The sequence below is a fragment of the Aquitalea magnusonii genome (assembly GCF_002217795.2).
In the GTDB taxonomy this organism is placed as follows: Bacteria; Pseudomonadota; Gammaproteobacteria; order Burkholderiales; family Chromobacteriaceae; genus Aquitalea; species Aquitalea magnusonii_B.
In genome coordinates, this window is the sequence record NZ_AP018823.1 from 4,457,060 (window position 1) to 4,482,437 (window position 25,378).

General features: G+C 60.4%; 27 protein-coding genes. 16 read left to right on the plus strand and 11 right to left on the minus strand.

Annotated features, from left to right (window positions below; genetic code table 11):
* Positions 1 to 9 precede the first annotated feature (9 nt).
* A complete protein-coding gene (gene yihA / locus DLM_RS20895; protein WP_089082963.1) occupies positions 10 to 633 on the plus strand; it encodes a ribosome biogenesis GTP-binding protein YihA/YsxC in 624 nt (207 codons plus the stop codon).
* 218 nt (positions 634 to 851) lie between these two features.
* Here the strand turns inward: yihA and DLM_RS20900 are convergent, their stop codons facing one another.
* The 3 genes from DLM_RS20900 to DLM_RS20910 all read right to left on the minus strand — a co-directional run bounded on the left by DLM_RS20900 (position 852) and on the right by DLM_RS20910 (position 3,136).
* Positions 852 to 1,649 (minus strand): septal ring lytic transglycosylase RlpA family protein, encoded by a 798-nt coding sequence (locus tag DLM_RS20900; protein ID WP_231959922.1) that lies wholly within the window; start codon positions 1,647 to 1,649, stop codon positions 852 to 854.
* Between the two features lie 271 nt (positions 1,650 to 1,920).
* Positions 1,921 to 2,385 (minus strand): tRNA (uridine(34)/cytosine(34)/5-carboxymethylaminomethyluridine(34)-2'-O)-methyltransferase TrmL, encoded by a 465-nt coding sequence (trmL, locus tag DLM_RS20905; RefSeq protein WP_089082961.1) that lies wholly within the window; start codon positions 2,383 to 2,385, stop codon positions 1,921 to 1,923.
* A gap of 40 nt (positions 2,386 to 2,425) precedes the next feature.
* Positions 2,426 to 3,136: a ComF family protein gene (locus DLM_RS20910; protein ID WP_231959923.1), complete on the minus strand. Its 711-nt coding sequence runs from the start codon at positions 3,134 to 3,136 to the stop codon at positions 2,426 to 2,428.
* A gap of 128 nt (positions 3,137 to 3,264) precedes the next feature.
* Here DLM_RS20910 and bioB point away from each other — a divergent pair, with 128 nt between their 5' ends.
* The 7 genes from bioB (at position 3,265) to DLM_RS20945 (ending at position 12,042) form a co-directional block, all read left to right on the plus strand.
* Complete coding sequence (gene bioB, locus DLM_RS20915; protein WP_089082960.1) at positions 3,265 to 4,248, plus strand: biotin synthase BioB; 984 nt, start codon at positions 3,265 to 3,267, stop codon at positions 4,246 to 4,248.
* Between the two features lie 106 nt (positions 4,249 to 4,354).
* Entirely contained in the window at positions 4,355 to 5,509 is a 1,155-nt protein-coding gene (gene bioF / locus DLM_RS20920; RefSeq protein WP_089082959.1) for an 8-amino-7-oxononanoate synthase, read from the plus strand.
* A gap of 64 nt (positions 5,510 to 5,573) precedes the next feature.
* On the plus strand, positions 5,574 to 8,420 hold the full coding sequence (locus tag DLM_RS20925; protein WP_089082958.1) for an EAL domain-containing protein: 2,847 nt from the start codon (positions 5,574 to 5,576) through the stop codon (positions 8,418 to 8,420).
* 98 nt (positions 8,421 to 8,518) lie between these two features.
* Positions 8,519 to 9,283: a pimeloyl-ACP methyl ester esterase BioH gene (gene bioH / locus DLM_RS20930; RefSeq protein ID WP_089082957.1), complete on the plus strand. Its 765-nt coding sequence runs from the start codon at positions 8,519 to 8,521 to the stop codon at positions 9,281 to 9,283.
* Positions 9,280 to 10,194, plus strand: coding sequence for a malonyl-ACP O-methyltransferase BioC (gene bioC, locus DLM_RS20935; RefSeq protein WP_089082956.1), 915 nt, complete (start codon positions 9,280 to 9,282; stop codon positions 10,192 to 10,194). Before bioH ends, bioC begins: the two co-directional genes overlap by 4 nt.
* A 152-nt stretch (positions 10,195 to 10,346) precedes the next feature.
* The gene (locus DLM_RS20940) at positions 10,347 to 11,237 is read left to right on the plus strand and encodes a patatin-like phospholipase family protein (RefSeq protein ID WP_089082955.1); all 891 of its coding nucleotides are present in this window, start codon (positions 10,347 to 10,349) and stop codon (positions 11,235 to 11,237) included.
* 151 nt (positions 11,238 to 11,388) lie between these two features.
* Entirely contained in the window at positions 11,389 to 12,042 is a 654-nt protein-coding gene (locus tag DLM_RS20945) for a glutathione S-transferase family protein (protein WP_089083040.1), read from the plus strand.
* Positions 12,043 to 12,045: 3 nt separating this feature from the next.
* On the opposite strand, the gene dinB is transcribed toward DLM_RS20945, so the two are convergent.
* From dinB to DLM_RS20960, 3 genes are all read right to left on the minus strand, one after another.
* Positions 12,046 to 13,110, minus strand: a complete 1,065-nt coding sequence (gene dinB / locus DLM_RS20950; protein WP_089082954.1) for a DNA polymerase IV — start codon at positions 13,108 to 13,110, stop codon at positions 12,046 to 12,048.
* Positions 13,111 to 13,120: 10 nt separating this feature from the next.
* On the minus strand, positions 13,121 to 13,429 hold the full coding sequence (locus DLM_RS20955; RefSeq protein WP_089082953.1) for a SelT/SelW/SelH family protein: 309 nt from the start codon (positions 13,427 to 13,429) through the stop codon (positions 13,121 to 13,123).
* 415 nt (positions 13,430 to 13,844) lie between these two features.
* Complete coding sequence (locus DLM_RS20960; RefSeq protein ID WP_089082952.1) at positions 13,845 to 14,318, minus strand: copper chaperone PCu(A)C; 474 nt, start codon at positions 14,316 to 14,318, stop codon at positions 13,845 to 13,847.
* A gap of 182 nt (positions 14,319 to 14,500) precedes the next feature.
* Between DLM_RS20960 and DLM_RS20965 the strand changes: the two genes are divergently transcribed.
* The 5 genes from DLM_RS20965 (at position 14,501) to DLM_RS20985 (ending at position 17,529) form a co-directional block, all read left to right on the plus strand.
* Entirely contained in the window at positions 14,501 to 15,145 is a 645-nt protein-coding gene (locus DLM_RS20965; RefSeq protein ID WP_089082951.1) for a MarC family NAAT transporter, read from the plus strand.
* A 72-nt stretch (positions 15,146 to 15,217) separates the two neighbouring features.
* A complete protein-coding gene (locus DLM_RS20970) occupies positions 15,218 to 16,045 on the plus strand; it encodes an AraC family transcriptional regulator (protein ID WP_119313281.1) in 828 nt (275 codons plus the stop codon).
* Positions 16,046 to 16,118: 73 nt separating this feature from the next.
* Complete coding sequence (locus DLM_RS20975; RefSeq protein ID WP_089082950.1) at positions 16,119 to 16,499, plus strand: GFA family protein; 381 nt, start codon at positions 16,119 to 16,121, stop codon at positions 16,497 to 16,499.
* Positions 16,496 to 17,212, plus strand: coding sequence for an AzlC family ABC transporter permease (locus DLM_RS20980; protein ID WP_045846505.1), 717 nt, complete (start codon positions 16,496 to 16,498; stop codon positions 17,210 to 17,212). Before DLM_RS20975 ends, DLM_RS20980 begins: the two co-directional genes overlap by 4 nt.
* Positions 17,209 to 17,529 carry an AzlD domain-containing protein gene (locus tag DLM_RS20985; protein ID WP_089082949.1) on the plus strand — a complete coding sequence of 107 codons (321 nt, stop codon included), beginning with the start codon at positions 17,209 to 17,211 and terminating at the stop codon, positions 17,527 to 17,529. Before DLM_RS20980 ends, DLM_RS20985 begins: the two co-directional genes overlap by 4 nt.
* Positions 17,530 to 17,661: 132 nt before the next feature.
* On the opposite strand, the gene rodA is transcribed toward DLM_RS20985, so the two are convergent.
* From rodA to DLM_RS21010, 5 genes are read right to left on the minus strand one after another with little or no spacing between them, the layout of a single operon-like run.
* Complete coding sequence (gene rodA / locus DLM_RS20990) at positions 17,662 to 18,762, minus strand: rod shape-determining protein RodA (protein ID WP_197715467.1); 1,101 nt, start codon at positions 18,760 to 18,762, stop codon at positions 17,662 to 17,664.
* Positions 18,737 to 20,677, minus strand: coding sequence for a penicillin-binding protein 2 (mrdA, locus tag DLM_RS20995; RefSeq protein ID WP_231959924.1), 1,941 nt, complete (start codon positions 20,675 to 20,677; stop codon positions 18,737 to 18,739). Before mrdA ends, rodA begins: the two co-directional genes overlap by 26 nt.
* Positions 20,678 to 20,680: 3 nt before the next feature.
* Positions 20,681 to 21,184: a rod shape-determining protein MreD gene (gene mreD, locus DLM_RS21000; RefSeq protein ID WP_089082948.1), complete on the minus strand. Its 504-nt coding sequence runs from the start codon at positions 21,182 to 21,184 to the stop codon at positions 20,681 to 20,683.
* A 2-nt stretch (positions 21,185 to 21,186) separates the two neighbouring features.
* On the minus strand, positions 21,187 to 22,092 hold the full coding sequence (gene mreC / locus DLM_RS21005; RefSeq protein ID WP_089082947.1) for a rod shape-determining protein MreC: 906 nt from the start codon (positions 22,090 to 22,092) through the stop codon (positions 21,187 to 21,189).
* Positions 22,093 to 22,145: 53 nt separating this feature from the next.
* Positions 22,146 to 23,189, minus strand: coding sequence for a rod shape-determining protein (locus DLM_RS21010; RefSeq protein ID WP_045846501.1), 1,044 nt, complete (start codon positions 23,187 to 23,189; stop codon positions 22,146 to 22,148).
* Between DLM_RS21010 and DLM_RS21015 the strand changes: the two genes are divergently transcribed.
* The 3 genes from DLM_RS21015 (at position 23,173) to gatA (ending at position 25,366) form a co-directional block, all read left to right on the plus strand.
* Entirely contained in the window at positions 23,173 to 23,472 is a 300-nt protein-coding gene (locus DLM_RS21015; protein ID WP_145985911.1) for a hypothetical protein, read from the plus strand. The genes DLM_RS21010 and DLM_RS21015 overlap by 17 nt on opposite strands.
* Before the next feature lie 27 nt (positions 23,473 to 23,499).
* Positions 23,500 to 23,787 (plus strand): Asp-tRNA(Asn)/Glu-tRNA(Gln) amidotransferase subunit GatC, encoded by a 288-nt coding sequence (gene gatC / locus DLM_RS21020; protein ID WP_089082945.1) that lies wholly within the window; start codon positions 23,500 to 23,502, stop codon positions 23,785 to 23,787.
* 127 nt (positions 23,788 to 23,914) lie between these two features.
* On the plus strand, positions 23,915 to 25,366 hold the full coding sequence (gene gatA / locus DLM_RS21025) for an Asp-tRNA(Asn)/Glu-tRNA(Gln) amidotransferase subunit GatA (RefSeq protein WP_089082944.1): 1,452 nt from the start codon (positions 23,915 to 23,917) through the stop codon (positions 25,364 to 25,366).
* Positions 25,367 to 25,378: the final 12 nt, after the last annotated feature.

A 25,378-nucleotide genomic window follows, 5' to 3' on the forward strand; every position in this document is an offset into this window, starting at 1 on the left:
CTTACTACTATGTCGATTTTTAAAAACGCCACTTTTTATACCACCGTCAACCATTTGAAGGACCTGCCGCCCACCCGCGCCGAGGTTGCCTTCGTGGGAAGGTCCAATGCCGGCAAGTCCAGCGCCATCAATACCCTGGCCAACCGGACCCGGCTGGCGTATGTCTCCAAGACCCCGGGCCGTACCCAGCATATCAACTTCTTTGACCTGGGCCACGAGCGCTTCATGGTGGATTTGCCGGGTTACGGCTATGCCGAAGTACCGGAAGCCGTACGCGCGCATTGGGTGCAGTTGCTGGGGCGCTATCTGCAAACGCGTGACAGCCTGATCGGGCTGATCCTGATCATGGACTCGCGCCGTCCGCTGTTAGAGCTGGACCGGCAAATGCTTACTTTCTTCCGCGATACCGGCCGACCGGTACATATTTTGCTGTCCAAATCTGACAAATTATCGCGCAGCGACCAGCAGCAGACCTTGACCATGGTCAGGCGCGAGCTGGCAGATTACCCGGCAGTATCGGTACAACTGTTCTCCAGTCTGAAGAAAACCGGTACCGAGCAGGTGGAGCAGGTGGTTGAAGGCTGGTTCGATGCTGTACTGAAAGAACAGGATACGGCGCCGGGAGAGGAATGATGGAACTTTGTCAGCAAAGACCGTACTAACCGTGCAGGTGCTTCGGCACCTCCCGCTTGCCTCCCTGAGCGGGAGCCTTACGCTGACAATTAAGGCCTTTGACCCGGCGCATTAAGCGCCGGGTTTTTTTATGCCCGCGCTGGCGCAGCCATGAAAAAAGCGAGAGCAGATGCTCTCGCTTGCGATCTTCAGACGGCCATCCGCTGTGCTGGTGGAACTTAGTTATTCAGCACCACGCTCGATACCTTCAGGCTTTCTGCAGCGCTGCGGGCGGCGGCATCCGTCGGGAAGGGGCCAAGGCGCACCTTGTAGTTACCCTGCTGGTTCACGATACCCAATTTGGCATCGTAATGGTCGTCCATCTCGTCCAGCATTTTCTTCAACAGTGCTTCGGCATTGGCCAGCTTGTTGAAGGAACCCAGTTGCAGATAGCGCGGGTTGTCTTCCTGGCGGATTTCCGGACTATTGCTGGCGACAGCCTCGCCACCGGCTACCGGCCACACGCGCTCGATATTGACCTTGGCGCTGCCTTGCTTGATGAAACCAAGCTTGTAGGCCGCCGCATAGGACAGGTCCATCGCGCGATTCTTGTGGAAAGGACCACGGTCATTGATGCGCACGATGACTGATTTGCCATTGGCGGCATTGGTCACCCGAACATAGCTCGGAATCGGCAGGGTCGGATGTGCCGCCGTCATGGCGAACATATCGTACTTTTCGCCCGAGGTGGTCTTGCGACCATGAAACTGCTTGCCATACCAGGAAGCCAGGCCGGTGGCCCGGAACGGCTTTTCACTGGTGTCCGGGCGGAAACTCATGCCCATCGCGGTGTAAGGCTGGTTGGCTGACTTGATCAGCGGTTCCGTCTGGGGTACTGCATCCGGTACCAGGTTCAGGTTGACCGGGATGTGGTCGGCAGGGCCGTCTTTCTGAAAATAGGCACCGCCCTTGTTGTTGGCTACGGTGGGCTTATTGGTCGGCTTGGCCGACTGGCTGGTCGCGCTCGCCGTCTTCACGGTGGAGCAGGCCACGAGTACGAGACTGACAAAAACAAGCCACAGCCATCGGAGTACTGATTGCATAGACCTCCCTTATGCTGTTGGGCACATCAAAAAACGTCGGCGGGTACTGCCCTTGCGGGCGTTACCCGCTGCCTTCGGGTACATGGATTGGCTGCCTGTTACTGCTGCCTGCACCATGACGGGCACAGGCCCGGCATGCCATCCGCTTCACTTCAGGCATCAACATTTCTTGCTGGCCCGTTAGTGTTGGCCGGCCTGTGAACTGTCAGCTTCCTCCTGCAAAATCCAGTTGCCGCCACGCTTCGAACACCGTGATCGCGACGGCGTTGGAAAGGTTCAGGCTTCTCGATTCGGGACGCATGGGCAAACGAATCCTCTGTGTGGAAGGAAAATCCTCCAGCACTTCTGGCGGCAAGCCGCGGGATTCGGGACCGAACAGCAATACGTCCCCAGATTGGAAATTGATCTGGTCGTGGCGCGTGGCGCCTTTGGTGGTTGCAGCGAAAATCCGCCGTCCTTGCAGGGCCTGCTGACAGGCAGCCCAGTTTTCATGGACAACGACACGGGCATATTCGTGGTAGTCGAGCCCCGCGCGTCGCAACTTGGCATCCTCCATGGGAAAACCCATGGGTTTGACCAGATGCAGTTCACAGCCGGTGTTGGCACATAAACGAATCACATTGCCCGTATTGGGCGGGATTTCCGGCTGAAAAAGAACAACGGTGAACATCGTTGGCTGGCTGGATTGTTCCAAAGAATCAAAATCTTGGTCAAGTTTTTGGGAAAGATGCCCTGCAGAGCACCCACGCATCGACCCGTTTTGCCCCCTGTTTTTTGAGCTTTTCAGCCAGGGAACTGAGGGTCGCTCCACTGGTTGCCACATCGTCCACAATGGTGACGGAAAGCCCGTCAATGCGTTGTTTTACGCCAAAGGCATGGCGGACGTTTCGGCGTCTTTCGGCGCGTCCGAGAGAGGCTTGCGGCACAGTGTTGCGTTTTCGCCAACACAGTGTGGCAGAAAAACGGCTTTGCATTGTAGCAGCGATTGCCTGGGCCAGTGGAATGCTCTGGTTAAAGCCGCGCTCTGCAAGTCGTTCTTTTGACAAGGGAACGGGGATCACCAGATCACTGAAAACCTGGGTTTCTAGCGCAAATTCAGCCATCAGATTGGCGAGTACACCCGTCATTTCCAGCCGTTTTCCGTACTTCACTGCATAAATAATTGCATTAAGGGGGTAGCCAAACAGGTATGGAGTGTGTATGGCATCGAATGCGGGTGGGCGCTGCAGACAAAAGCGGCAGATATCCCGCGTCAGTGCTGGTTCTGCGCAAATGGGACAATGGATTGTTGGCAAGCGGGGCAAGCTGGCTTTACAGCCGTTGCATAGCCCGGCGGGACAGTTTGGGTGATTACACAACAAACATTTCTGATTAAATATTGGGCAATTGTCAATAAATTTTCTTTTGATATTTGACAGCATGTAAACCCCTCTGCAAGACTGCGGCCAGACACTCTCAGGCATGCTGTTTTTTTCTTAAATTATCCATTTGTTCAGTTGTAATTTGGCAATAAATACAATTGGCATTTCTGTTGCAAAGAAAGCGCATTATGACCATGCAAACCATCCAGTTTTCCCGTCCTGCCACACCTCATCCGGAGAGCGGCACCTGGTCGGTCGCGGAGATCGAGGCTCTGCTCAGTCTGCCATTCATGGAACTGGTATTCCGTGCGGCCGAGATCCATCGTCAGTTCTTTGATCCGACCAAGGTACAGCTATCGACGCTGATTTCCATCAAGACCGGTGGCTGTCCGGAAGATTGCGGCTATTGTCCGCAATCGGTGCATCACGATACCCCGGTGGAGAACCAGCCGATGATGACGGTGGATGAGGTGATTGATGCCGCACGTACCGCCAAGGCCAACGGGGCTGGCCGCTTTTGCATGGGGGCTGCCTGGCGCGGGCCGAAGGATGCCGATCTGGAGCAGACCTTGCGCATGGTGAGCGAAGTGAAGGCGCTGGGCCTGGAGACCTGTGCCACTTTTGGCCTGTTGAAGGATGGGCAGGCGGAAAAGCTGAAACAGGCCGGTCTGGATTATTACAATCATAATCTGGACACCGCGCCGGAAAAGTATGGCGACATCATTCATACCCGTGAGTACGAGGACAGGCTGGACACGCTGGGCAAGGTGCGTGGTGCCGGGTTGTCGGTATGCTGTGGCGGCATTGTCGGCATGAATGAAACCCGTGCGGACAGGGCAGGCCTGATTGCCCAACTGGCCAATCTGGAGCCACAGCCGGAGTCGGTGCCGATCAACAATCTGGTCAAGGTGGGAGGGACGCCGCTGGATGGGGCCGAGCCGCTGGATTGGACCGAATTTGTCCGCACCATCGCCGTCACCCGCATCACCATGCCCAAGAGTTATGTGCGCCTGTCGGCAGGTCGTCGCGAGATGCCCGAGGCGATGCAGGCACTGTGTTTTCTGGCCGGTGCCAACTCGATTTTCTACGGCGACAAGCTGCTGACGACGGGAAATCCTGATGTCGATGCCGACCGTTTGTTGATGGAAAAACTGGACTTGTCACCGCTGTAAATTGTCTGGTTTTACTGCCTTCGTCCGGCTGGATTTTTGCAATGTATATATAAGGAATACTTTTGCCCGAATCCGGCCCGTTTTAGCCTATTTTCCGGAAAGCCCCATGCGAGCCCAAGATATCCCCGGCGCACTGCTGGAATTGCAACAGCAGCACCAGTTCCGGCAGCGTCACATCCTGGAAACGCCACAGTCCAGCCAGGTGGTTATTGCGGGTAAAAGTTATGTGGCATTTGCCAGTAATGATTACCTGGGTTTGGCCAATCACCCGGCCTTGATTGAAGCCACCCAGCAGGCATTGAGCCGCTGGGGTGTGGGGGGCGGGGCATCGCATCTGGTTGCCGGTCACTTTGCCGTGCATGAGCAGGCCGAGCAGGCCCTGGCCCGCTATTGTGGTTGCGAGGCGGCTCTGTTGTTTAGTTCCGGCTATGCTGCCAACCAGGCGGTGATTACCAGTCTGGTGGGGCGCGGCGACGCTGTGTTTGCCGACAAGCTCAACCATGCATCACTGAATGATGCCTGCCTGTTGTCGCGTGCCAGCTTTCGCCGTTTTCGCCATAACGATCTGCAGCATCTGGAAGAATTGCTGGCCAGCACCCCGGCACGGACGCGGCTGATTGCCGTGGATGCGGTGTATAGCATGGATGGCGATGAGGCACCGTTAAAGGAACTGCTGCAACTGGCCGATAAATACGACGCTTGGCTTTATATCGATGATGCGCACGGTTTTGGCATCTTGGGCGATGGGCGTGGGTCGGCGGCGGAAAACCGACTGCAAGGTGAGCGTCTGATCTATATGGCCACGCTGGGCAAGGCTGCCGGCGTGGCCGGTGCTTTTGTCGCCGCCAGCCAGCAACTGGTGCAATGGCTGGTCAACAGTGCGCGAAGCTATATTTTTACCACTGCCCAACCACCAGCGCTGGCCGCTGCCGTACTGGCCAGCCTGCAACTGATTGCTGGCGAGCCCTGGCGCAGGACTCGCTTGCAGCAATATGTGCGCAGCGTGCGGGAGCGTCTGGCTGATGTAAATTTTCAGCTCATGCCATCGCGAACGCCGATACAGCCGATTATCATAGGCAGGAACGAGCAGGCAATGTTGCTGGCTGCACGATTGAAGGAGCGTGGATATTGGGTGCCTGCAATACGGCCACCCACCGTACCTGAGGGGACGGCCCGTCTGCGGATCACTTTGACGGCAGCCCATACTCAGGACCAGTTGGAGGGCTTGCTGGACTGCGTAGTGGCGGCAACACAGTCATAGGGGATGACTGCGTCTGTTCGTAGCATGACCGGATTTCCCGGCTAACTCATACTACGATAACGACATGAAGAGTACGGCTGATTACCTGTCCACCCAGCAAGAGGCGGCCCAGACAGCGCTGGCGCTGATCCAGCCTCCGGACGAGCCTGTTGCCGCTGCAGTCTGGGCACTGGTGGGAACAAGCTGGCAATGCCTGGCTACCTTGGGGGCGGCAGACAATCTGACCCCGGCCGCGGCATTGGCTGCGGGCCGGCTTCCCGGCCCGGATGGCGGCGCACTGCCCCTGGTCCTGCATGATGAGACCATTGGCTGGCTGGTGTGGCGCGGCAAGGTGGCCGCCAACACGGCGGCCGTGGCCACATTGCTGACCGGACACCTGCAGAGCGCGCGCCTGCATTCCGCCCAGTCGCGTTCCCGCATCATGAACGAGACCTTGCTGGAAATCAGCCAACTGCCCGGAGAGTGCGCCACCCTGGATGAAATGCTGCCCAAGCTGCATCGTTTGCTGATGCGGCTGATGGATGCCAGCAATTTCTATATTGCACTGTACGACGAGCAGGCCAGCAGCCTGCACTATCCCTTTTACGCCGATCAGCTTGACCCGTCCCCGCCATCGCCGGAACAACTGTTCTACGGCGAGCAGAATGAGCGCTCGCTGACGGCCTGGCTGATGCGCATGGGCAAGCCGCTGGTGCTCACGCGCGAGCGTCTGCAGGAAGTCTGTCAGCAGGAGCAACTGATTCTGCATGGGCCGGTACCACTGCTGTGGATGGGGGTGCCGCTCACCAATGCCAACAACACAGTCATCGGTGCTGCCGTGCTGCAGTTTTATCCCAGCCAGGCAGCTTGCACGTCGGCAGAGCAGGCCCTGTTCCTGTTTGTCACCCGCCATATTGCTTATGCGCTGGACCGCATGCTGTACCGCAGCCAACTGGAGCGCCAGGTATGGTTGCGCACCTGCGAGTTGGAAGGGGTGAATGCCAGATTGCGTTCGGAAATATCGGAGCGGCAGCGTGCCGAGCGTTTCCAGGATGTGCTGTACCGCATTGCCGACCTGTCCAATACCAGTCTGTCGCTGGAGGCCTTTCTGGCCGGCGTGCATCGCCTGCTGATGGAGCTGGTGGCTGCGCGCAACTGCCAGGTTGCCCTGTACCACATGGATAGCGATCTGCTCAGTTTCCCTTATTGCTCGGATGACTATCTGCAGGTCAGCAAGTCGCGTCGACCCGGCAAGGGCCAGTTGGAGCAAGTGCTGCACAGCGGCCGTCCGCTGTTGCTGGACCGGCTGCCTGTCGTCCCATCCTTGCCGGACGAGCAAAATGTGCCACCGATGCGCAGTTGGCTGGGGGTGCCGCTGTATTGCGGGCATGAGTTGTTGGGCGTGCTGTCGGTACACAGCTATCAGGAAGACGTGGTCTATAGCTATCGCGACCAGGAAGTCATGGAGTTTGTGGCCAACAATATCGGCACGGCGCTGGCTCGGGTGCGGGCGATGCAGGACCTGCAAGATGCCTATGCCGAACTGGAAGAACGGGTGCGCGAACGCACCAGCGAACTGGATGCCGTCAATGCACAGCTAGAGTTCGACAGCCTGCACGACCCGCTGACCAAGCTGCCCAACCGCAACTACTTTGCCAAGACCCTGCGGCGTGCCTGGGATGGCTATCTGTCCGGAGCCGGCGCCCGCTTCAGCGTCATTTTCATCGATCTGGACCGCTTCAAACTGGTTAACGACACCCTGGGCCATCTGGCTGGCGACCATCTGTTGTTCGAAGCCGGTGCGCGTATCCGCTCCTGCCTGCGGCACTATGACTTCCTGGCGCGGCTGGGGGGCGATGAGTTTGCCATCCTGCTGTTTGGCACCGATACGCTGGAAGGCTGCGAAATGATAGCGCGGCGCATTGTCAGCGAATTTGAACGCCCGGTCATCCTGGCTGGCCGCGAGGTATTTTCCACCGCCAGTGTCGGCGTGGTATTGGCCGACCGCGACCACTATCAAAAAGCGGAAGAACTGCTGCGCGATGCCGATCATGCCATGTACTGCACCAAACAGCAGGGCAGGCAGGGCTATACCGTGTTCAATCACCAGTTGCGTATCAACCAGGCCGACCAGTTGGCGCTGGAAAGCGAACTGCGCCGGGCGCTGGAGGTGGACGATCAACTGCAGCCTTACTTCCAGCCCTTCATCGATGCCCGCAGCGGAGAACTGGTGGGCTTCGAATCGCTGGTGCGCTGGCTGCATCCGGTGCGCGGGCTGATTTCACCCGCGCTATTCCTGCCGGTGGCGGAAGAAAGCGGCCTGATCACGCGGGTGGACCGCTACATGATCAATGCCGCCTGCCGGCAACTGCGGCAGTGGCTGGATGAAAACCGGGTGTCGCGCGATATCGCCCTGCATATCAATCTGTCCTCGGCCAATTTCCACGACCCGGAACTGGTCAGCTGGATGCGCGGCATCATAGAAGCCTACCAGTTGCCGGCGGCAATCCTGCATCTGGAAATCACCGAAAGCGCACTGATAGACGTGCCGGAAATTGCCGCCACCGTGATGCATGCCTTGCATGAACTGGGGGTCAAACTGGCACTGGATGACTTTGGCACCGGCTATTCCGCACTGTCTTACCTGCATCGCTACCGCTTTGATGTATTGAAGATCGACCAGAGCTTTGTCTTTGATGTCGATCGCAAGGAGGAGTCTGCCGCCATCGTGCGCGCCATCCTGGCGCTGGCCCAGGCACTGGGACTGGATGTGGTCGCCGAGGGGGTGGAAACCGCCGCCCAGTTATCCCGCCTGCAGGAAATGGGCTGCGCCAAACTGCAGGGCTATTATTTCTCCGCGCCGATGTTGGCCCATGCCATCGATTGGGAACGGCTGGCCCGTTTTGTGCAGGAATTCCGCCGTGCTGCCTGAGTCCGGGGTGGCATGCCCTGCCGCATGGGCGCTGGCGCACGGTTTTCTTTTCATGCCGCTACTTGCGAAAAGCACTCTGCTCCCCCATTTAACTGCCCATGAATCTGTTTGTTGAAAGCCGCGGCCGCGGGCCGGATGTGGTCATGCTGCATGGCTGGGGCCTGCATGGCGGCGTGTTCGACCGCGTTGCCACGCAACTGGCCGACCATTACTGCGTGCATCTGGTCGACCTGCCCGGCCATGGTGCATCCGCCCCCTTGGCGCGCTTTGACGCCGACCAAGTAGCCGACCTGGTCGATGCCCAATTCCCCTTCCCGGTACAAGTTGTCGGCTGGTCGCTGGGCGGGCTGATTGCCCAGCACTGGGCTGCCCGTCACCCGGACAAGGTAAAGAGCCTGGCACTGGTGGCCACCAGTCCGCGCTTTGTGCGTGATGATTCCTGGCCGCATGCCCAGCAGCGTGCCGCCATCGAAGCGGTGGGGGCCAGCCTGGATGGCGCATTCGAGCAAACGCTGGAGCGCTTTCTGGCCTTGCAGATGATGGGAGCCCCGGCGGCACGCGATACGGTGAAAGCCGTGCGCGAACAATTATTTGCCCATGGCCGGCCACAAGGCTTGTTGCCCGCACTGCAACTGCTGCTGGAAGCCGACGCCCGTACGCTGGCCGGGCAGATTGCCTGTCCGGTGGCGCTGTTTTTCGGTGTGCGCGACGCCATTACCCCGATTGGCGCTGGCCGCTGGCTGCAAGCCGCGCTGGCCGATGCCACCTTGCATGAATTCACCCAGGCTTCGCATGCGCCATTTTTGTCCCATCAGGACGAGTTTGTCGCCAAGCTGGCCCAGCATCTGGAAGCCTCCGCATGAGCGAAGCGTTTTATACCGACAAAGACCGTATCCGCGCCTCTTTTGAGCGCGCCGCCGCCAGTTATGATTCCGCTGCCGTCCTGCAGCGCGAGGTGTCCGACCGCATGGCCGAGCGCCTGTCCTACATCAAGCACCAGCCGCAAGTGATTCTGGATGCCGGCACCGGCACCGGCTATGGTGCCGCCCAGTTGCGCACCCAATACCCCGATGCCCAGATTGTCGAGCTGGACCTGGCCCACGCCATGCTGTGCGCCTCGCGCGAGCGTCAGCGCGCCGGTGACGGCCTGCTGAAAAAACTGTTCAAGCGCAGCCAGCCCTGGCAGGTGTGTGCCGATGTGGAAAGACTGCCGCTGGCCGATAACAGCGTGGACATGATCTGGTCCAACCTCACCATTCAATGGGTGAACATTCCGGACAGCGTGTTCAGCGAATTCGAGCGCGTGCTCAAGCCGGACGGCATGCTGATGTTTTCCACCCTCGGCCCCGACACCCTGTTGGAGTTGCGCGAGGCCTTTGGCGGCGTGGACCAGGCCACTCATGTCAACCAGTTCATCGACATGCACGACCTGGGCGATGCACTGATGCGGGTAGGCTTTGCCGAGCCGGTGATGGACATGGACAAGATCGTGCTGACCTACGACAAGGTGCGCGACGTGATGCACGACCTCAAGGCCATCGGCGCGCACAATGCCACCCGCGACCGCAGTCGCGGCCTGATGGGCAAGCAGGCCTGGCAACGGGTGGAAGCGGCTTATGAAACCCGCCGCCGCGACGGCAAGCTGCCGGCCACCTATGAAGTGGTGTATGGCCATGCCTGGAAAAGCACGCTGAAGAAAAAGGGCAATACCCTGCCGGATGGCCGGCAGGTGATCGAATTCGTCAAACCCGGTAGCTGGCCGGGCAAGGTCTAGCTGTTAAGGATGCTTGGTTGCCAGGCCGGTGAGGGAGGCCACTTCCTGCACCGGCAGGCAGATTTCTGAGCGTTGCCGGGAACCATGTTGCGCTGCAATAATCGAATCAGCCCATTACACATTCAACTCCGTCACTACCCGTACCCGCTATCATGACGCTCTTACGCCGCCTGATGCCGGCCAGCCTGCTGGTCCTGCTGGCCGCCTGTACCATTACCCAACCCAAAACTGAAATCACTGCCCCCAAAGTCCCGGTCAAGCCTCGCGTGGCGCTGGCATTGGGTGGCGGCGCGGCCAAAGGCTTTGCCCACATTGGCGTCATCAAGGTGCTGGAAGCCAACGGTATTGTGCCGGACATCATCACCGGCACCAGCGCCGGCAGCGTGGTGGGCAGCCTGTATGCCTCCGGCCTGAACGGCATGCAGCTGCAAGCCAAGGCCATGCAGCTGGACGAGTCCGAACTGACCGACTGGACGCTGTCCACCAAGGGCTTCCTCAAGGGGGAGAAGCTGGAAAACTACATCAATACCCAGTTGGGCAACCGCCCGATCGAAAAGCTGCCGCGCAAACTGGGCATTGTCGCCACCGAGCTGGATTCCGGTCAGAAAGTGGTGTTCCGCATGGGTAATACCGGCCAGGCGGTACGGGCCTCGGCCAGTATTCCCAATGTCTTCCTGCCGGTGGTGATTGGCGGCAAGCGCTATGTGGATGGCGGCCTGGTCAGCCCGGTGCCGGTTTCGGCCGCGCGCGAGATGGGGGCGGACTTTGTCATTGCGGTGGATATCTCGGCCAAGCCCAAGCCGGGCAAGGCCACCGGCCTGTTCTCCATGCTGGATCAAAGCTTCAACATCATGAGCGGCCCTACCTTGGCGGCAGAGCTGAAGCAGGCCGATGTGGTAATCCGGCCCAATGTGCTGAATATCGGCTCGGCCGATTTCGAGGCCCGCCATCAGGCGATACTTGAAGGCGAGAAAGCCACCCAGCAGTTGATCCCGCTGCTGCGTAGCCGACTGCAGCAGAAGTCCTTGGCCTTGAGCCGCTAAGCCCCGCCCGGCTGGCTGCTGCCATGAAAGATGGCATAATGCAGGCGTTGTCGGCCAGGGAGGCCAGGCAACGCCTGTTTTGCCATGTGCCGCGCACCCGGTAACCCAAGGCTCCTATCCACTTCAGGGCCAGGCCCGCAAGGAAATCAGCATGATCAAGCTCTACGGCGTGCCGCTGTCTGCCTACTACAACAAGGTGAAGATTGCCTTGCTGGAAAAGGGCGTCAACTTCCAGGAAATACCGACCCGTCCTTCACAGGACCAGGCCGTGCTGGAACACAGCCCGATGGGCAAGATTCCCTATGTCGATATCAACGGCCATGCCTTGTCGGAGTCCAGCGTGATTCTGGAGTGGCTGGAAGACGCCTATCCCACCGCCGCCTTGCTGCCGCCCACCCCGAATGGCCGTGCCAGCGCGCGCGAACTGATGAGCATCATGGATCTGTACCTGATGCCGGCAGTGGGCCCGCTATACCGTCACCTGCTGTTTGGTGCTGCGCTGGATGAAGCCGGCAAGGCGACGGCCAAGGCCGCCATCGAGCGCAGCCTCTTGGCCGTATCGCGTCTGGTGCAGTACGGGCCGTGGCTGGCGGGAGAGTATTTCAGCTTTGCCGACATTTCCGCCGCCTGTGTGCTGCCGCTGGTGGCCTCTTCCACGCGTGATGTTTACGGTGAAGATCTGACCAGCATCATTCCGGGCATCGAAGACTATCTGCTCCTGCTGGGCAAGCGTGCCAGCGTGGCCCGCATGTGGCAGGACAGCGCTGCCGCGCGCGCGGCGGTGCTGGAAGCTGCCGCGCAGTAAGTGTCACAGTTCCACAAACAGCGGTAATTGCTGTGGCTGGTCGGTGTCATCGGCCAGCCTGACGCCCACCCCCACCAGCCGCACCGGGCGCTGGCCGCGTTCAAAGGCGATGCCCAGCAGTTCGGTATAGGCTGCCGCTGTCAATTGTCGGCCAGTCTGCTCTGCGGTGGTCTGGCTGAAGTCGGCAAACTTCAGTTTCACGCTCAGTCCCTTGAATGGCGGGTTCTCCGCCCGTGCAATGCGGCCCTGCAGCTTGGCCATCAGCTCTGGCAGCTTGTCCAGGCAGGCGGCGAGGTCCGGCAGGTCCTGGGCATAGGTTTCTTCCACGCTGATGGATTTGCGGCTGCGGTCAGTGCTGACCGGCCGCTCGTCACGGCCACGGGCCAGCTCGTACAAGCGTTCACCAAAGCGACCAAAATGCCGCATCAGGTCGCTCATTTCCCATTGGCGCAGCTCGCTGCAGCGGTGAATGCCCAGCTTTTTCAGATGCGCCGCCGTCACCCTGCCCACGCCATGAATCTTTTCCACCGGCAGTTGCAGCACAAAGGCGTCGACATCCTGCGGGCGGATCACGAACTGCCCGTCGGGCTTGTGCCAGTCACTGGCAATCTTGGCCAGAAACTTGTTGGGCGCAATGCCCGCCGAGGCGGTAATGCCCACTTCGGTCTGGATCTGGCGGCGGATGGCCGCGGCCATCAGGGTGGCGCTGCCTTGCTCGTGCGGCTGGGTGCTGACATCCAGATAGGCCTCATCCAGCGATAGCGGCTCGATCAGCGGGGTGTAGCGCTCGTAGATGGCCATGATCTGCTGGCTGGCCGCGCGGTAGCGGACCATGTCCGGCGGCAGGATCAGCAATTGCGGACACAGGCGCAACGCGCGCGCCGATGACATGGCGCTGTGTACGCCAAAGCGGCGGGCGATGTAGTTGCAAGTGGCAATCACGCCGCGGCTGTCCGGCTGCCCGCCCACGGCCAGCGGGATATCTCGCAGCGCCGGGTTGTCACGCATTTCGATGGCGGCATAAAAGCAGTCGCAATCGACATGGATGATCTTGCGTTGGCCGGTCATGCTGCGGTGGTCAATCGGCAGCGCGCTCGCTGTGGCCCAGTGATTTGTCCGGTGCCACCCGGTCGCGCACCCGTTGCTTCAGTTGCTTGATGTCGGGGAAGCCGCCGTCCTGCTTGCGGTCCCAGATTTGCTCGCCATCCACACAGACACGGAATACGCCGCCGCTGCCGGGGCGCAGCGCCACTTCGGCCAGTTCTTTTTCAAAGGTGGTGAGCAGTTCCTGCGCCATCCAGGCGGCACGCAACATCCAGCGGCAACCGGTGCAGTATTCGATGCTGATGCGGGGCAGTGCTAAGGGGGAGTGTGTGGTGGCGGTCATGGCTACGGGCATGGAAAGAAGTGCCGGATAGCATAACGCAGAATGAGGAAAAATCCGCCGGTTCCCTGAGTCGATCTATTATTTGACGGGCCTTGTCAGGCAAGACCCGTTCTCCTCCATCGTGTTGACTCTTTTGGTGCAGACTTGGCGCTTACTACTGTGTAGGGTAACCGGCGGACTGAGCAGTACAGAGCGTTGTTCAACTCAATTTCCGGACGCCAGTTTGCCCAAGCTTGGTGCAACGGTAAAGCGAATACTCTAACAAGTAGCGGATGCTGCATTGCACGATGTCACATTGGCGCAACGTTGGGCCGAAATTGCCCGCTTTGGCGGGCAAGGGGTGGATTCAGCCAGAAAAATCAGCAGCTTGCTAGTGAATTTCACTAGCCGCCCAGCCGGGGGCGGCGAACAAAGCTTAGTGGCTGCTGTGTTCCATCTCCATCGGCGCGTCTTTTTCGACTTGTACTTCCACGGTGATGCTGCCGGCCTTGGCAAATTTCAGCGTCAGCGGAAAACGGTCGCCAGCCTTCAGCGGCTGCTTCAGCCCCATCAGCATGATGTGATAGCCACCGGGGGCAAATTTCACCTCGCTGCCAGCGGCAACAGCAACACCGCCGCTGACTTCACGCATGCGCATCACGCCGTTGTCGTTGAGGTGGACATGCAGTTCGGCTTTTTCCGCCCGTGGCGTGCTGGCAGAAATCAGCGTATCGGCTTGTTTGCCGGTGTTCTTGATGCTCAGGTAGGCCGCGCCGGTGGGGCTGGCTTCCGGCATGGCCCGGCTCCAGGGATGGCCCAGTTCCAGTGCGCCCAGTTTGAAACCGTGGGCAGAGACGGTGGCCGCCAGCATGAGGCCGGCGAACAATGCGAACAGACGGGAAAGGGACATGGACTTCTCCAGAGTTGGGTTGCGGGCAAATTAGCACAGTTCAGACCGCACGGGCTGCGACAAAGTGCCGCAGCCGGATGGCAACAAGATGCGACACGGCACAGGCACAGACACGACGCCGGGCTATCATTTGCCAGGCAGATCATTATAATCGTTGTCTTATATTAAATTGCCTTGTCATCATGCTGGAAACCCTGTCGCTGAAGTTCCTGTTTGGTGGTCTGCTCAGTCTGATCACCATTACCAACCCGCTGTCCAAGATTCCGCTGTTCATCTCGCTCACCCAGGATATGAGCGAAGCCGGACGGGCCAATCAGGCAAGGCGGGCCTGCCTGTTTGCTGCGTGCATCATGCTGGTCAGCCTGCTGGCCGGTAACCTCATCATGGCGGCCTTCGGTATTTCCTATGGCGCGCTGCGCATTGCCGGCGGGCTGGTGGTGGCGGTGCTGGGTTACCGCATGCTGTTCTTGTCGCAGGACCCGGGCATGGCACCGAAAACCGGCGAGCGGGAAGACTATGCCTTTTTCCCCTTGGCCATGCCCGGCATCAGCGGGCCGGGGACCATTGCGGTGGTGATCGGCATTTCCACCGAAATCGCCGAATTGTCGGGCTGGACGGCCAAGACACTGGCCTTCGGCATGACCTTTGTCGCCATTGCCGCCACCAGCCTGGGCATGTGGCTGGTGCTGCGTTCCTCGGCCATGATTTCCGCCCGGCTGGGGCGCGGTGGCCGCGAAGTCACCACCCGGCTGATGGGCTTCTTGCTGATCTGCGTCGGCGTGCAGTTTGTCGGCTCCGGCATCCGTACCTTCATGGCCGGCTCCTGAGCAAGATCGTTCAAGTTTTCTGTCCGGGGCTATGCCAGAATGCAAGGGACATCCTTTGTCCCGCGCGCTGCCATGCCCCAATCCGAGCACGAATTTTCACGTCTCTTCCGCGCCGATGACATCGCGCCGCTGGAATGCCTGGATGCCTTTTACCGCGAACAGGTATTTGCACCGCATTTTCACGAAGAATATGTGGTGAATGCCCTGCTGGCCGGGGCACAGGCTTACCGCCACCGCGGGGGCAATCATATTGCCGGGGTGGGTGCGCTGGTGTTGATGAACCCCGGCGAGGTCCACACCGGCGAGTGTGCGCACCAGCAAGGCTGGGCCTATCGCGGTTTCTATCCGTCAGCCAGCCTGATCGGCCAACTGGCGGCCGAAATCAGCGGCCAGTCTGGCGGCACACCGTATTTTCGCGACACCGTGGTGCTGGACCCGCAACTGGCCGCGCAACTGAACCAGCTGCATGCGCTGCTGCGTGACAGCCGGGACACCTTGCAGCGCGAATCGGCGCTGTATGCGGTGTTCAGCCAGGTGGTGTTACGCCATATGCAGATTGCCGAACGACCGCAGCGTCCCTGGCCACAGGCGGTGGAGCGCGCCCGGCAGATGCTGGCCGACTGTGTGGCGGACAATCTGTCGCTGGCCACGCTGGCGGCGGCCGTGGGCCTGTCGCCCTGGCAGCTCAACCGGCAGTTCTCCCGGCATCTGGGTTTGCCGCCGGTAGCCTGGCGCAATCAGTTGCGCGTGGTACGTGCCAGGCAAATGCTGGCCGGCGGTCATAGTCCGGCGGCTGCGGCGCAGGCACTGGGCTTTGCCGACCAGCCACACCTCACCCGTATTTTCCGTCAGGCGCTGGGCATCACCCCGGCGGCCTACCAGCGCAGCCTCCGGCGCTGAGCGCAAGATCGTTCAAGCTGGCAAGCAATTGGCATGGTAGGGTAGGACTGTTCCCAATCATGATTCCCTGCCCATGTCTTATACCGGCTCCTGTCATTGCGGCGCAGTGCGCTTTCGTCTGCATGCCGAACCCGAAGAACTGACTACCTGTGATTGTTCGCTGTGCGTGAAAAAGAATGCGCTGATGACGCGGGTGCATGAAAGCCAGCTGGAGATCCTGTCCGGTAGCGATGCACTGAGCGAGTACCGCTGGAATACCGGCATTGCCCGCCATTTCTTTTGTCAGCACTGCGGTATCTACACCTTCCATCGCAAACGGGCGATGCCGGATCACTACGGCGTGAACATTCATTGCCTGGATGATTTCGATTACCGCCACTTGCCGGTGCGTGCTACAGAAGGGGCCAGCATGAGCCTGCATGCGGTATGGCCCGGCCCGCGGGAGGCATCATGACGCATGCCCTCAACCGTCGCGCGCTATTGCTGGAAGGTGCGCGTGATACCGTGCCCATGCTGGTGGGGGCAGCCCCGTTCGGGGTGATTTTCGGCACGCTGGCCATTGCGGCCGGCTTGTCCCCGGCCACTGCGCTTGGCATGTCGGTGCTGGTGTTTGCCGGTTCTTCCCAGTTCATCGGCGTCAGCCTGATCGGTGCCGGCACTGCCTTGCCGGTGTTGTGGCTCACCACCTTTGTCGTAAACCTGCGTCATGCGCTGTACAGCGCCACCTTGCTGCCTTACGCCCGTGACTGGCCCTTGCGCTGGCGCTGGCCGCTGGCTTTCTGGCTGACCGATGAAACCTTTGCCGTGGTGGAGCACCGCTTTCGCACCAAGGGGACGGATGGTGGCCAGTGGTACTGGCTGGCGTCGTCACTCGCCATGTATGGCAACTGGTTGTTCTGGACCATGGTGGGCGTGAGCCTGGGGCAGTCCTTGCCCGGTCTGGCCACGCTGGGGCTGGACTTTGCCATGGGGGCAACCTTTGCCGCCATCGTGGCACCGCAGCTCAAACGCCGCCCGGCACTGGGTGCGGCACTGGCTGCCAGTGCGGTGGCCATGCTGGCGCGCGGCCTGCCGTACAAGCTGGACCTGATGCTGGCAGCCGTGGTGGGCGTGGCCACCGGCCTGCTGCTGGAGCAGTGGCACAAGGGCAAGGAGCAGACAGCATGAATCACTGGCTTGCCATTGGCGGCATGATGCTGCTGACTGTATTGATTCGCGCCAGTTTTCTGGTGTTCGGCCAGCGACTGGCATTTCCCGACTGGCTGAACCGTGCGCTGCATTATGTGCCGGCCGCCGTATTGTCGGCACTGGTGGTACCGATGGCGCTGGCACCGGCCGGCACGGTGGACATCAGCCTGCACAACGCCTATTTGCCGGGCATCATCGTGGCGGCACTGGTGGCATGGAAAAGCGGAAAGACCTTGCTGGCGATTGTGATCAGCTTTGTGGTGTACGGGGCGTGGCGCTGGGGGCTGGGGCTGTAAGACCTGCTGACAGAACCCCGCTTGCTGTACAGTCTGCATCGGCGCGCCTTGGCGCGGATGCTCTACGCGGTTTGGTCTGCAGCGCCAGGTAACGCGTGATGGCCAGACCGGTGTGGACGGTCTGGCGACAGCTTAACGCCGGGCATTGCCTATGCTCATCAGCATGCCCATGCCGACAAACAGGGTGACGGTGGCGGTGCCACCATAGGAAACAAAGGGCAGCGGCACGCCCACCACCGGCAGGATACCCGCCACCATGCCCATGTTGACGAAGGCATAGACAAAGAAGGACAGGGTGATGGCCCCGGCCATGGCGCGGCCGTACAGGGTTTGCGCCCCGGCGGTGATCATCATGGCGCGGCTGAGCACCAGGGTGTACAGCACCACCAGCACGATATTGCCCACCAGGCCGAACTCCTCGGAATACACGGCAAAGATGAAGTCGGTGGTGCGTTCCGGAATGTAGTCCAGATGGGTCTGGGTGCCATTGAGCCAGCCCTTGCCCCAGGGGCCGCCGGAACCGATGGCAATCATCGACTGGATGATGTGGTAACCCGCGCCCAGCGGGTCTTCCATCGGGTCTATCATGGTCATCACCCGGCGGCGCTGGTAGTCATGCAACATGTTCCACACCACCGGCATGCTGGCACCTGCCGCCACCATCCCGCCCAGAATCACCTTCCACGGCAGGCCGACGAAGAACAGCACGAAAAAGCCGGACGCGGCAATCAGCATGGTGGTGCCAAGGTCGGGCTGCTTCAGCACCAGCGCGCAGGGAATGGCAATCATCACCGCCGCCACCAGGTAATGCCACCAGCGCATGGATAGCTCGTATTTCTGGAAGAACCAGGCCAGCATCATCGGCAGGGCAATCTTCATGATTTCCGACGGCTGGATGCGGGTGATGCCCAGCTCCAGCCAGCGGGTAGAGCCGTTCACCGTCACGCCCTTGAAATGCACCGCCAGCAGCAATACCACGCCGATGCCGTAAATGGGCGGGGCAAAGTTCATGATGCTTTGTGGCCGGCTGCGCGCCAGCAGCCACATGATGCCAAGCGACAGCAGGGTGTAGACCAGCTTGTTGTCGATCTTGTCCAGGCCCTGGTTGTTGGCCGAATACAGCACCACCAGGCTCAGGGCGAAAATCAGGCCCAGAATGATCATCAGCGGGCCATCCAGCGGGGCCTTGATGGCCAGCCACAGGCGTTTAATCAGATGCGGCTGCAGCGTCATCGGCGGTATCCATTGGCATGGTCTTCATGTCTCCGCTGATGGAGCCGGGGACCTTGCCGGTGATGTAGTAGTCGAACAGGCCGCGGGCGATCGGCGCGGCAGCGGCGGCACCAAAGCCGGCGTTTTCCACAATGATGGCCACGGCAATGCGTGGTTTCTCCACCGGGGCAAAGGCGACAAACCAGGAGTGGTCGCGGTATTGCTCGGCCAGGGCCGAAGCGTTGTACTTGGCACCTTGCTTGATGGCCACCACCTGGGCGGTACCGGTTTTGCCCGCCATGGTATAGGGCAGGCCCACCCCCAGCCGCCAGGCGGTGCCGCCGGGTTTGAGCACCGACTGCATGGCGGCTTTCACGTACTCGAAGTTTTCCTGCTTGAACGGCAGCACCCGGTCAGGCTTGGGGGCAATCAGCCGGCTCTTGCCGCTGCGCGCATCCACCACTTCCTGTACCAGGTGCGGTTTGTAGGCCACGCCGTCATTGGCCAGCGTGGCGATGCCATTCGCCATTTGCAGCGGGGTGTAGGAGTTGAAGCCCTGGCCGATGCCGATGCTCACCACATCGGCCGGATACCAGCGGCGGAATTCTTCCTTGTAGCGGGCAAAGCGCTTGGCTTTCCATTCCTTGGTGGGCAGGACGCCGCTGGCTTCGCCGTCCAGATCGATGCCGGTGGGACGGCCGAGGCCGAACTGGCCGACGGTGGGCGCAATCTTGTCGATGCCCATGTCCCAGGCCAGCTTGTAGAAGAAGGTATCGCTGGACACCTGGATGGCCTTGGCCAGGTTGGCCGAGCCGTTGCCGTTCTTGTTACTGTCGCGGAACTGGTGGCTGGAGCCGGGCAGGGTGAAGTAGGCCGGTGCCGGACGTACATCATGCATGCCGATGGAGTGGGTTTCCAGCGCGGCCATGGCCATGAAGGGCTTGAAGGTGGAGCCGGGCGGGTAAGTGCCGCGCAGCGCGCGGTTGATCATCGGCTTTTGCCAGTCGTTGTTCAGCGCCGCCCAGCTCTGGCTGTCGATGCCGTCGATGAACAGATTGGGGTCGAAGCCCGGCTTGGACAGGAAGGCCAGCACACCGCCGGTTTGCGGGTCGATGGCCACCAGTGCGCCACGGCGGTTGCCAAACAATTTGTCGGCCACTTCCTGCAGGCGGATGTCCAGCGCCAGTTTCAGATTGTTGCCATTGACCGGCGGTGTGCGGCGCAGGCTGCGGATGGCGCGGCCGCCGGAGTCGGTTTCCACTTCTTCAAACCCCACCTGACCGTGCAGATCATCCTCGTACACCGCTTCCAGGCCGGTTTTGCCGATGTAGTTGGTGCCCTTGTAATTGGTGGTCTTGTCTTCGTCGTCCAGCCGTTCCTGGTCTTTCTGGTTGATGCGGCCGATATAGCCCAGCACATGGCTGGTGAGTTCCTTGTACGGGTAGTCGCGGAACAGCCGCGCTTTCACCTGCACGCCGGGAAAGCGCCAGGCATTGGCCGCCACGCGGGCGGCTTCTTCCTCGGACAGCTTCACCTTGAGCGGGATGGATTCGAAATCCTTGGATTCACCCAGCAGCTTCTTGAACAGCTTTTCATCGCGCGGGGTGATGCTGACCAGTTTTTTCAGTTCGGCAATGGCACCGTTCATGTCCGGCATCTTGCTGGGCACCAGCTCCAGCGTGTAGGCGGAATAGTTTTGCGCCAGGATCACCCCGTTGCGGTCCATGATCAGGCCGCGGTTGGGCAGGATGGGCAGCAAGGAGATGCGGTTGTTTTGCGCCAGCGTGGAAAAGTGTTCGTACTGGTACACCTGCAGCCAGACAAAACGGGCAAGCAGGATGCAGAACATCAGCAGCATGAAGACATAAGCCACAATCAGCCGAAGCTGGAACTGGCCGTCTTCCGCCTGCGGATTCTTGAAACGGGTAGGGCGCACGACTTACACCGAGTGATGACGGTAAGGCAGCAGCAGCAGCTTGGTCAGCAGCGGCCACAGCAAAGCCCCGATCAGGGGTGGCAGGAAATAGCTCCAGCCGACAAAGGCAGAGCCGGTGAGCATGCGTGCCACCACCATGATGCTCTGGTTGCAGGCCATCAGCCCCAGCACGCTGAGCGCCTGCTGGCCGAGGTTGAACATGATCAGCTGGCGCTGGCGGCTCAGTGCCAGATAGGCGGTGACGGAGTAGGCCAGTGCGTGCTGGCCCAGCATGCCGGCGGTGGCGATATCCGCCACCAGCCCCATCAGGAAGGCAATGCCCACATTGACCCGGCGCGGCTGATTGATCAGCCAGTACAGCAATACCAGGCTGATGAAGTCCGGCAGCCAGCGGGTGGAGCCAAGCGGCAGCGGAATCATCTCCACCAGTACCGCCAGCAGCAGGGTCATGAAAATAAAGCGGCGCTTGACCGGCTTGAGCAATTCCTTGGGGCGGTCGAACGACATGCTTACTCCGAATCGGCGGGCTTCTTGCCCTTGGTCTTTTTCACAGGCACGACCGGCTCGGCCGGGCGTGGCGGTGTCTGGCCCTTTTGCTGCAATACCAGCACATAGCGGGTTTGCTGCACACCGGCCAGCGGTTCGGTGGTGATGCGGCTGAAGGCCGCGCCGGCATTGCGTTCTACCTTGCTGACCCGCGCCACCGGCGTGCCTTCCTGGTACAGGCCGTCAATGCCAGAGGTGACAATGCTGTCACCTTCGCGCACATCGGCATGCAGCGGCAAGTAGCGGATTTCCACCCCGCCGCCATAGCCGTACAGGATGGCGCGCTCGCCGGTACGGGCAATCATCACCGGCACCATCTGGTTCTTGTCGATGATCAGCGTGACTTCGGCCGTCAGCGGCTGAACACGGGTAATCTGCCCCAGCAGGCCGCGCGCATCCACCACCGGTTGGCCCGCTTGCAAATTGGCATCGGCACCCTTGTCGATGATGATCTTGTAGGAGAAGGGGTCGCGACCGGTGTACAGGATTTCTGCCAGTTGGGCGGCATCGCTGCGTCCGGCCTTGATGGTATTCAGGTTGCGCAGTTCGGCCAGTTCGCGTTCCACGGTTTCCAGCCGGGCCAGGCGGGCGGACATTTCCAGCTGACGGGTACGCAACTGCTCGTTTTCGCTTTTGAGATCGGCCTGCACGGTGAAGTAGTCGCCGACATGGCGCACGATGCCCAGCGGCATGTTGACAACACGCTGTAAGGGATAGAGCACCAGCGACATGCCATCGCGGGCCTGTTCCATCAGGCCGTAACGGCTATCACCCACCAAGAGCGCGATGGAGGCCAGCGCGCACAGGAACAGGCGCGTGCCGGGCTTGGGCCCGGAACGGAAAAAGCTGGGGGTGTTGGCGAAGTCCATCAGGTGGTATGCCGCCCCTTGACGGGGCGGCAGCAACTCCGTTTAGGCAACAATCAGGGAACGTTGGTAAAGATGGTGCCGATCTTGTCCATCTTTTCCAGTGCCTTGCCCGAACCGCGTACCACGCAGGTCAGCGGCTCTTCGGCCACGAATACCGGCAGGCCGGTTTCTTCGGCCAGCAGGCGGTCGATATCCTTCAGCAGCGCGCCACCACCGGTCAGCACCATGCCCTTGTCGGCAATGTCGGCACCCAGTTCCGGCGGGGTCTGTTCCAGGGCAATCTTCACCGCGGAGACAATCTGGTTCAAAGGCTCGGTCAGTGCTTCCAGGATTTCATTGGACGACACGGTGAAGGCACGCGGAATGCCTTCGGCCAGGTTGCGGCCCTTGACTTCCATTTCACGCACTTCGGCACCGGGGAAGGCCGAGCCGATGGTCTTCTTGATTTCTTCGGCGGTGGTTTCGCCAATCAGCATGCCGTAGTTACGGCGGATGTAATTGATGATGGCTTCGTCAAATTTGTCACCGCCAACGCGTACCGAGTTGGAATACACCACGCCACCCAGCGAAATCACGCCCACTTCGGTGGTGCCGCCACCGATGTCCACCACCATGGAGCCGGTTGGCTCCTCTACCGGCAGGCCGGCACCGATGGCAGCAGCCATCGGCTCTTCAATCAGCTCGACACGGCGCGCACCGGCAGCCAGGGCCGAGTCGCGGATGGCCTTGCGTTCCACCTGGGTGGAACCGCAGGGCACGCAAATCACGATGCGCGGGCTGGCGGCAAAAAAGCGGTTGGGGTTCACCTTCTTGATGAACTGCTTGAGCATCTGCTCGGTCACGGTGAAGTCGGCAATCACGCCGTCCTTCATCGGGCGGATGGCCTGGATCGAACCTGGGGTGCGGCCCAGCATCTTCTTGGCTTCCAGGCCGACGGCCAGGATGGATTTCTTGTTGGTGGGCGCGTCGCTGTGAATGGCGACCACCGACGGCTCGTCAAGCACGATGCCCTTGCCACGCATGTAAATGAGGGTGTTGGCCGTGCCAAGGTCGATGGCAAGGTCGTTGGAGAAGTATCCGGTGAGCGAACGAAACATTGGGCGGTCCTGGTTCAGTTTCCGTCAGTCGGGCGCGATGCGCGTCCGGCAAATTCTTAGCATGGGCTTGGCTTCCCGGTTTCCGGCGTGGCGCAGTTTTCAGGCAAGCCTGCAACTGCGGACGGCGGCTCTCCGGGGGGACATCATTGTTGCATTGCAGCGAAGAAAAAAACAGCAGCACATCCAGGCTCAAAACCCTGTTGCCACCCGCGTCTTTCATGCTGCGATGTGTGATGTCGATCTTGGGAGAATCAAACCCCTTATGATACCCTATAAAGCTTGAAATATTAAAGGTTTTAACGAGGACGCCATGTCTCTGACGCACCAGGATGTCGCGCGGATTGCCAAGCTTGCCCGCATCAACGTAAGCGATGAAGAAATCGCGGCAGTCGGCAACCAGCTTAACAATATTTTTGGCCTGATCGAGAAGATGCAGGCTGTCAACACCGATGGCATCGAACCGATGGCCCATCCGCAGGACGTAAGCCTGCGCCTGCGTGAAGACATCGTGACCCAGACCAATCAGCGGGAGGCTTTTCAGGCCATTGCCCCGCAGGTGGAAAAGGGCCTGTTCCTCGTTCCCAAGGTGATCGAGTGAGTTTCAGAGCAATGGTGTTTCGGATGGTTCCCAAGGGGAAACCGCTTTTTTCGGAAACATCATTGCCCGCCCGACTTGCCGGGCGTACCCGCTCATCGATCCCAGCTTAACCGGATATCAAGACAAAATGACGAACGCCACCCTCAAGCAACTGTCGCAACAACTGGCGGCGGGTGCGGTGTCGAGCGTGGAATTGGCCACGCAATACCTCGACCGCATCGAGGCGCTGAACCCGCAGCTGAACGCCTTCATTACCGTGGACCGCGCCCGCACCCTGGCCGATGCCGCGGCGGCCGACGCTGCCCGTGCCGCGGGCAATGCCGGTCTGCTCACTGGTGTACCGATGGTACACAAGGACATCTTCTGCCAGCAGGGCTGGAAAACCAGTTGTGGCTCGAAGATGCTGGACAACTTCATCTCGCCCTATAACGCGCATGTGGTGGAGCAGTGCAATGCCGCTGGCCTGATCACGCTGGGCCGCGCCAATATGGACGAATTCGCCATGGGCTCGTCCAATGAAAACAGCTACTACGGTGCCGTGAAAAACCCGTGGGACCTGAACGCCATTCCCGGCGGCTCGTCCGGTGGTTCCGCCGCTGCTGTCGCTGCACGCCTGACGCCGGTGGCCACCGCCACCGACACCGGCGGCTCCATCCGTCAGCCGGCCAGCCATTGCGGCGTCACCGGCATCAAGCCCACTTATGGCGTGGTATCGCGTTACGGCATGGTGGCTTATGCCTCCTCGCTGGATCAGGGCGGCCCGATTGCCCAGACGGCAGAAGACTGCGCGCTGATGCTGAACGTGATGGCCGGTTTCGACGAGCGTGACTCCACCAGCCTGGAACGTGCCCGTGAAGACTACACCCGCGAGCTGAACCAGCCGCTGGCCGGTTTGCGCGTGGGTCTGCCGCGCGAGTACTTTGCCGACGGCCTGGATGGCGACGTGGCTAAGGTGATTGAAGACGCTGTGGCCGAGCTGAAAAAGCAGGGCGCACAGGTGGTGGACATCAGCCTGCCCAACACCGAGCTGTCCATCCCGGCCTACTACGTGATTGCCCCGGCCGAGGCCTCCACCAACCTGTCGCGTTACGATGGCGTGCGTTACGGCCACCGTGCGGCAGAGTACAAGGACCTGGTGGACATGTATGAGAAGACCCGCGCCGAAGGTTTTGGCGCCGAGGTCAAGCGCCGCATCCTGGTGGGCAGCTATGTGCTGTCGCACGGCTATTACGATGCCTACTACCTGAAGGCACAAAAGATCCGCCGCCTGATTGCCAATGACTTCACCGCCGCGTTCGCGCAGTGCGACGTGATCCTGGGGCCGGTGGCGCCGACTGCCGCCTTCAATATCGGCGAGAAATCCGGCGATCCGGTGCAGATGTACCTGTCGGACATCTACACCCTGTCGGTCAACCTGGCCGGCCTGCCCGGCATGAGCGTGCCCGCCGGTTTCGACCGCCAGGGCCGCCCGGTGGGTTTGCAGATCATCGGCAATTATTTTGGCGAAGCAAAAATGCTGAATGTGGCGCACCAGTTCCAGTTGGCTACCGACTGGCATTGCCGTATGCCTAATCTCTAAATTCAGAGTTTG

Bases quoted from the DNA above. Each gene is read 5' to 3' on its own strand.
- yihA (WP_089082963.1), top strand. From the start codon at position 10: ATGTCGATTTTTAAAAACGCCACTTTTTATACCACCGTCAACCATTTG.
- trmL (WP_089082961.1), bottom strand. From the start codon at position 2,385: ATGTTCACCGTTGTTCTTTTTCAGCCGGAAATCCCGCCCAATACGGGC.
- DLM_RS20910 (WP_231959923.1), bottom strand. From the start codon at position 3,136: ATGCTGTCAAATATCAAAAGAAAATTTATTGACAATTGCCCAATATTT.
- bioB (WP_089082960.1), top strand. From the start codon at position 3,265: ATGACCATGCAAACCATCCAGTTTTCCCGTCCTGCCACACCTCATCCG.
- bioF (WP_089082959.1), top strand. From the start codon at position 4,355: ATGCGAGCCCAAGATATCCCCGGCGCACTGCTGGAATTGCAACAGCAG.
- DLM_RS20925 (WP_089082958.1), top strand. From the start codon at position 5,574: ATGAAGAGTACGGCTGATTACCTGTCCACCCAGCAAGAGGCGGCCCAG.
- bioH (WP_089082957.1), top strand. From the start codon at position 8,519: ATGAATCTGTTTGTTGAAAGCCGCGGCCGCGGGCCGGATGTGGTCATG.
- bioC (WP_089082956.1), top strand. From the start codon at position 9,280: ATGAGCGAAGCGTTTTATACCGACAAAGACCGTATCCGCGCCTCTTTT.
- DLM_RS20940 (WP_089082955.1), top strand. From the start codon at position 10,347: ATGACGCTCTTACGCCGCCTGATGCCGGCCAGCCTGCTGGTCCTGCTG.
- DLM_RS20945 (WP_089083040.1), top strand. From the start codon at position 11,389: ATGATCAAGCTCTACGGCGTGCCGCTGTCTGCCTACTACAACAAGGTG.
- dinB (WP_089082954.1), bottom strand. From the start codon at position 13,110: ATGACCGGCCAACGCAAGATCATCCATGTCGATTGCGACTGCTTTTAT.
- DLM_RS20955 (WP_089082953.1), bottom strand. From the start codon at position 13,429: ATGACCGCCACCACACACTCCCCCTTAGCACTGCCCCGCATCAGCATC.
- DLM_RS20960 (WP_089082952.1), bottom strand. From the start codon at position 14,318: ATGTCCCTTTCCCGTCTGTTCGCATTGTTCGCCGGCCTCATGCTGGCG.
- DLM_RS20965 (WP_089082951.1), top strand. From the start codon at position 14,501: ATGCTGGAAACCCTGTCGCTGAAGTTCCTGTTTGGTGGTCTGCTCAGT.
- DLM_RS20970 (WP_119313281.1), top strand. From the start codon at position 15,218: ATGCCCCAATCCGAGCACGAATTTTCACGTCTCTTCCGCGCCGATGAC.
- DLM_RS20975 (WP_089082950.1), top strand. From the start codon at position 16,119: ATGTCTTATACCGGCTCCTGTCATTGCGGCGCAGTGCGCTTTCGTCTG.
- DLM_RS20980 (WP_045846505.1), top strand. From the start codon at position 16,496: ATGACGCATGCCCTCAACCGTCGCGCGCTATTGCTGGAAGGTGCGCGT.
- DLM_RS20985 (WP_089082949.1), top strand. From the start codon at position 17,209: ATGAATCACTGGCTTGCCATTGGCGGCATGATGCTGCTGACTGTATTG.
- rodA (WP_197715467.1), bottom strand. From the start codon at position 18,762: ATGACGCTGCAGCCGCATCTGATTAAACGCCTGTGGCTGGCCATCAAG.
- mreD (WP_089082948.1), bottom strand. From the start codon at position 21,184: ATGTCGTTCGACCGCCCCAAGGAATTGCTCAAGCCGGTCAAGCGCCGC.
- mreC (WP_089082947.1), bottom strand. From the start codon at position 22,092: ATGGACTTCGCCAACACCCCCAGCTTTTTCCGTTCCGGGCCCAAGCCC.
- DLM_RS21010 (WP_045846501.1), bottom strand. From the start codon at position 23,189: ATGTTTCGTTCGCTCACCGGATACTTCTCCAACGACCTTGCCATCGAC.
- gatC (WP_089082945.1), top strand. From the start codon at position 23,500: ATGTCTCTGACGCACCAGGATGTCGCGCGGATTGCCAAGCTTGCCCGC.
- gatA (WP_089082944.1), top strand. From the start codon at position 23,915: ATGACGAACGCCACCCTCAAGCAACTGTCGCAACAACTGGCGGCGGGT.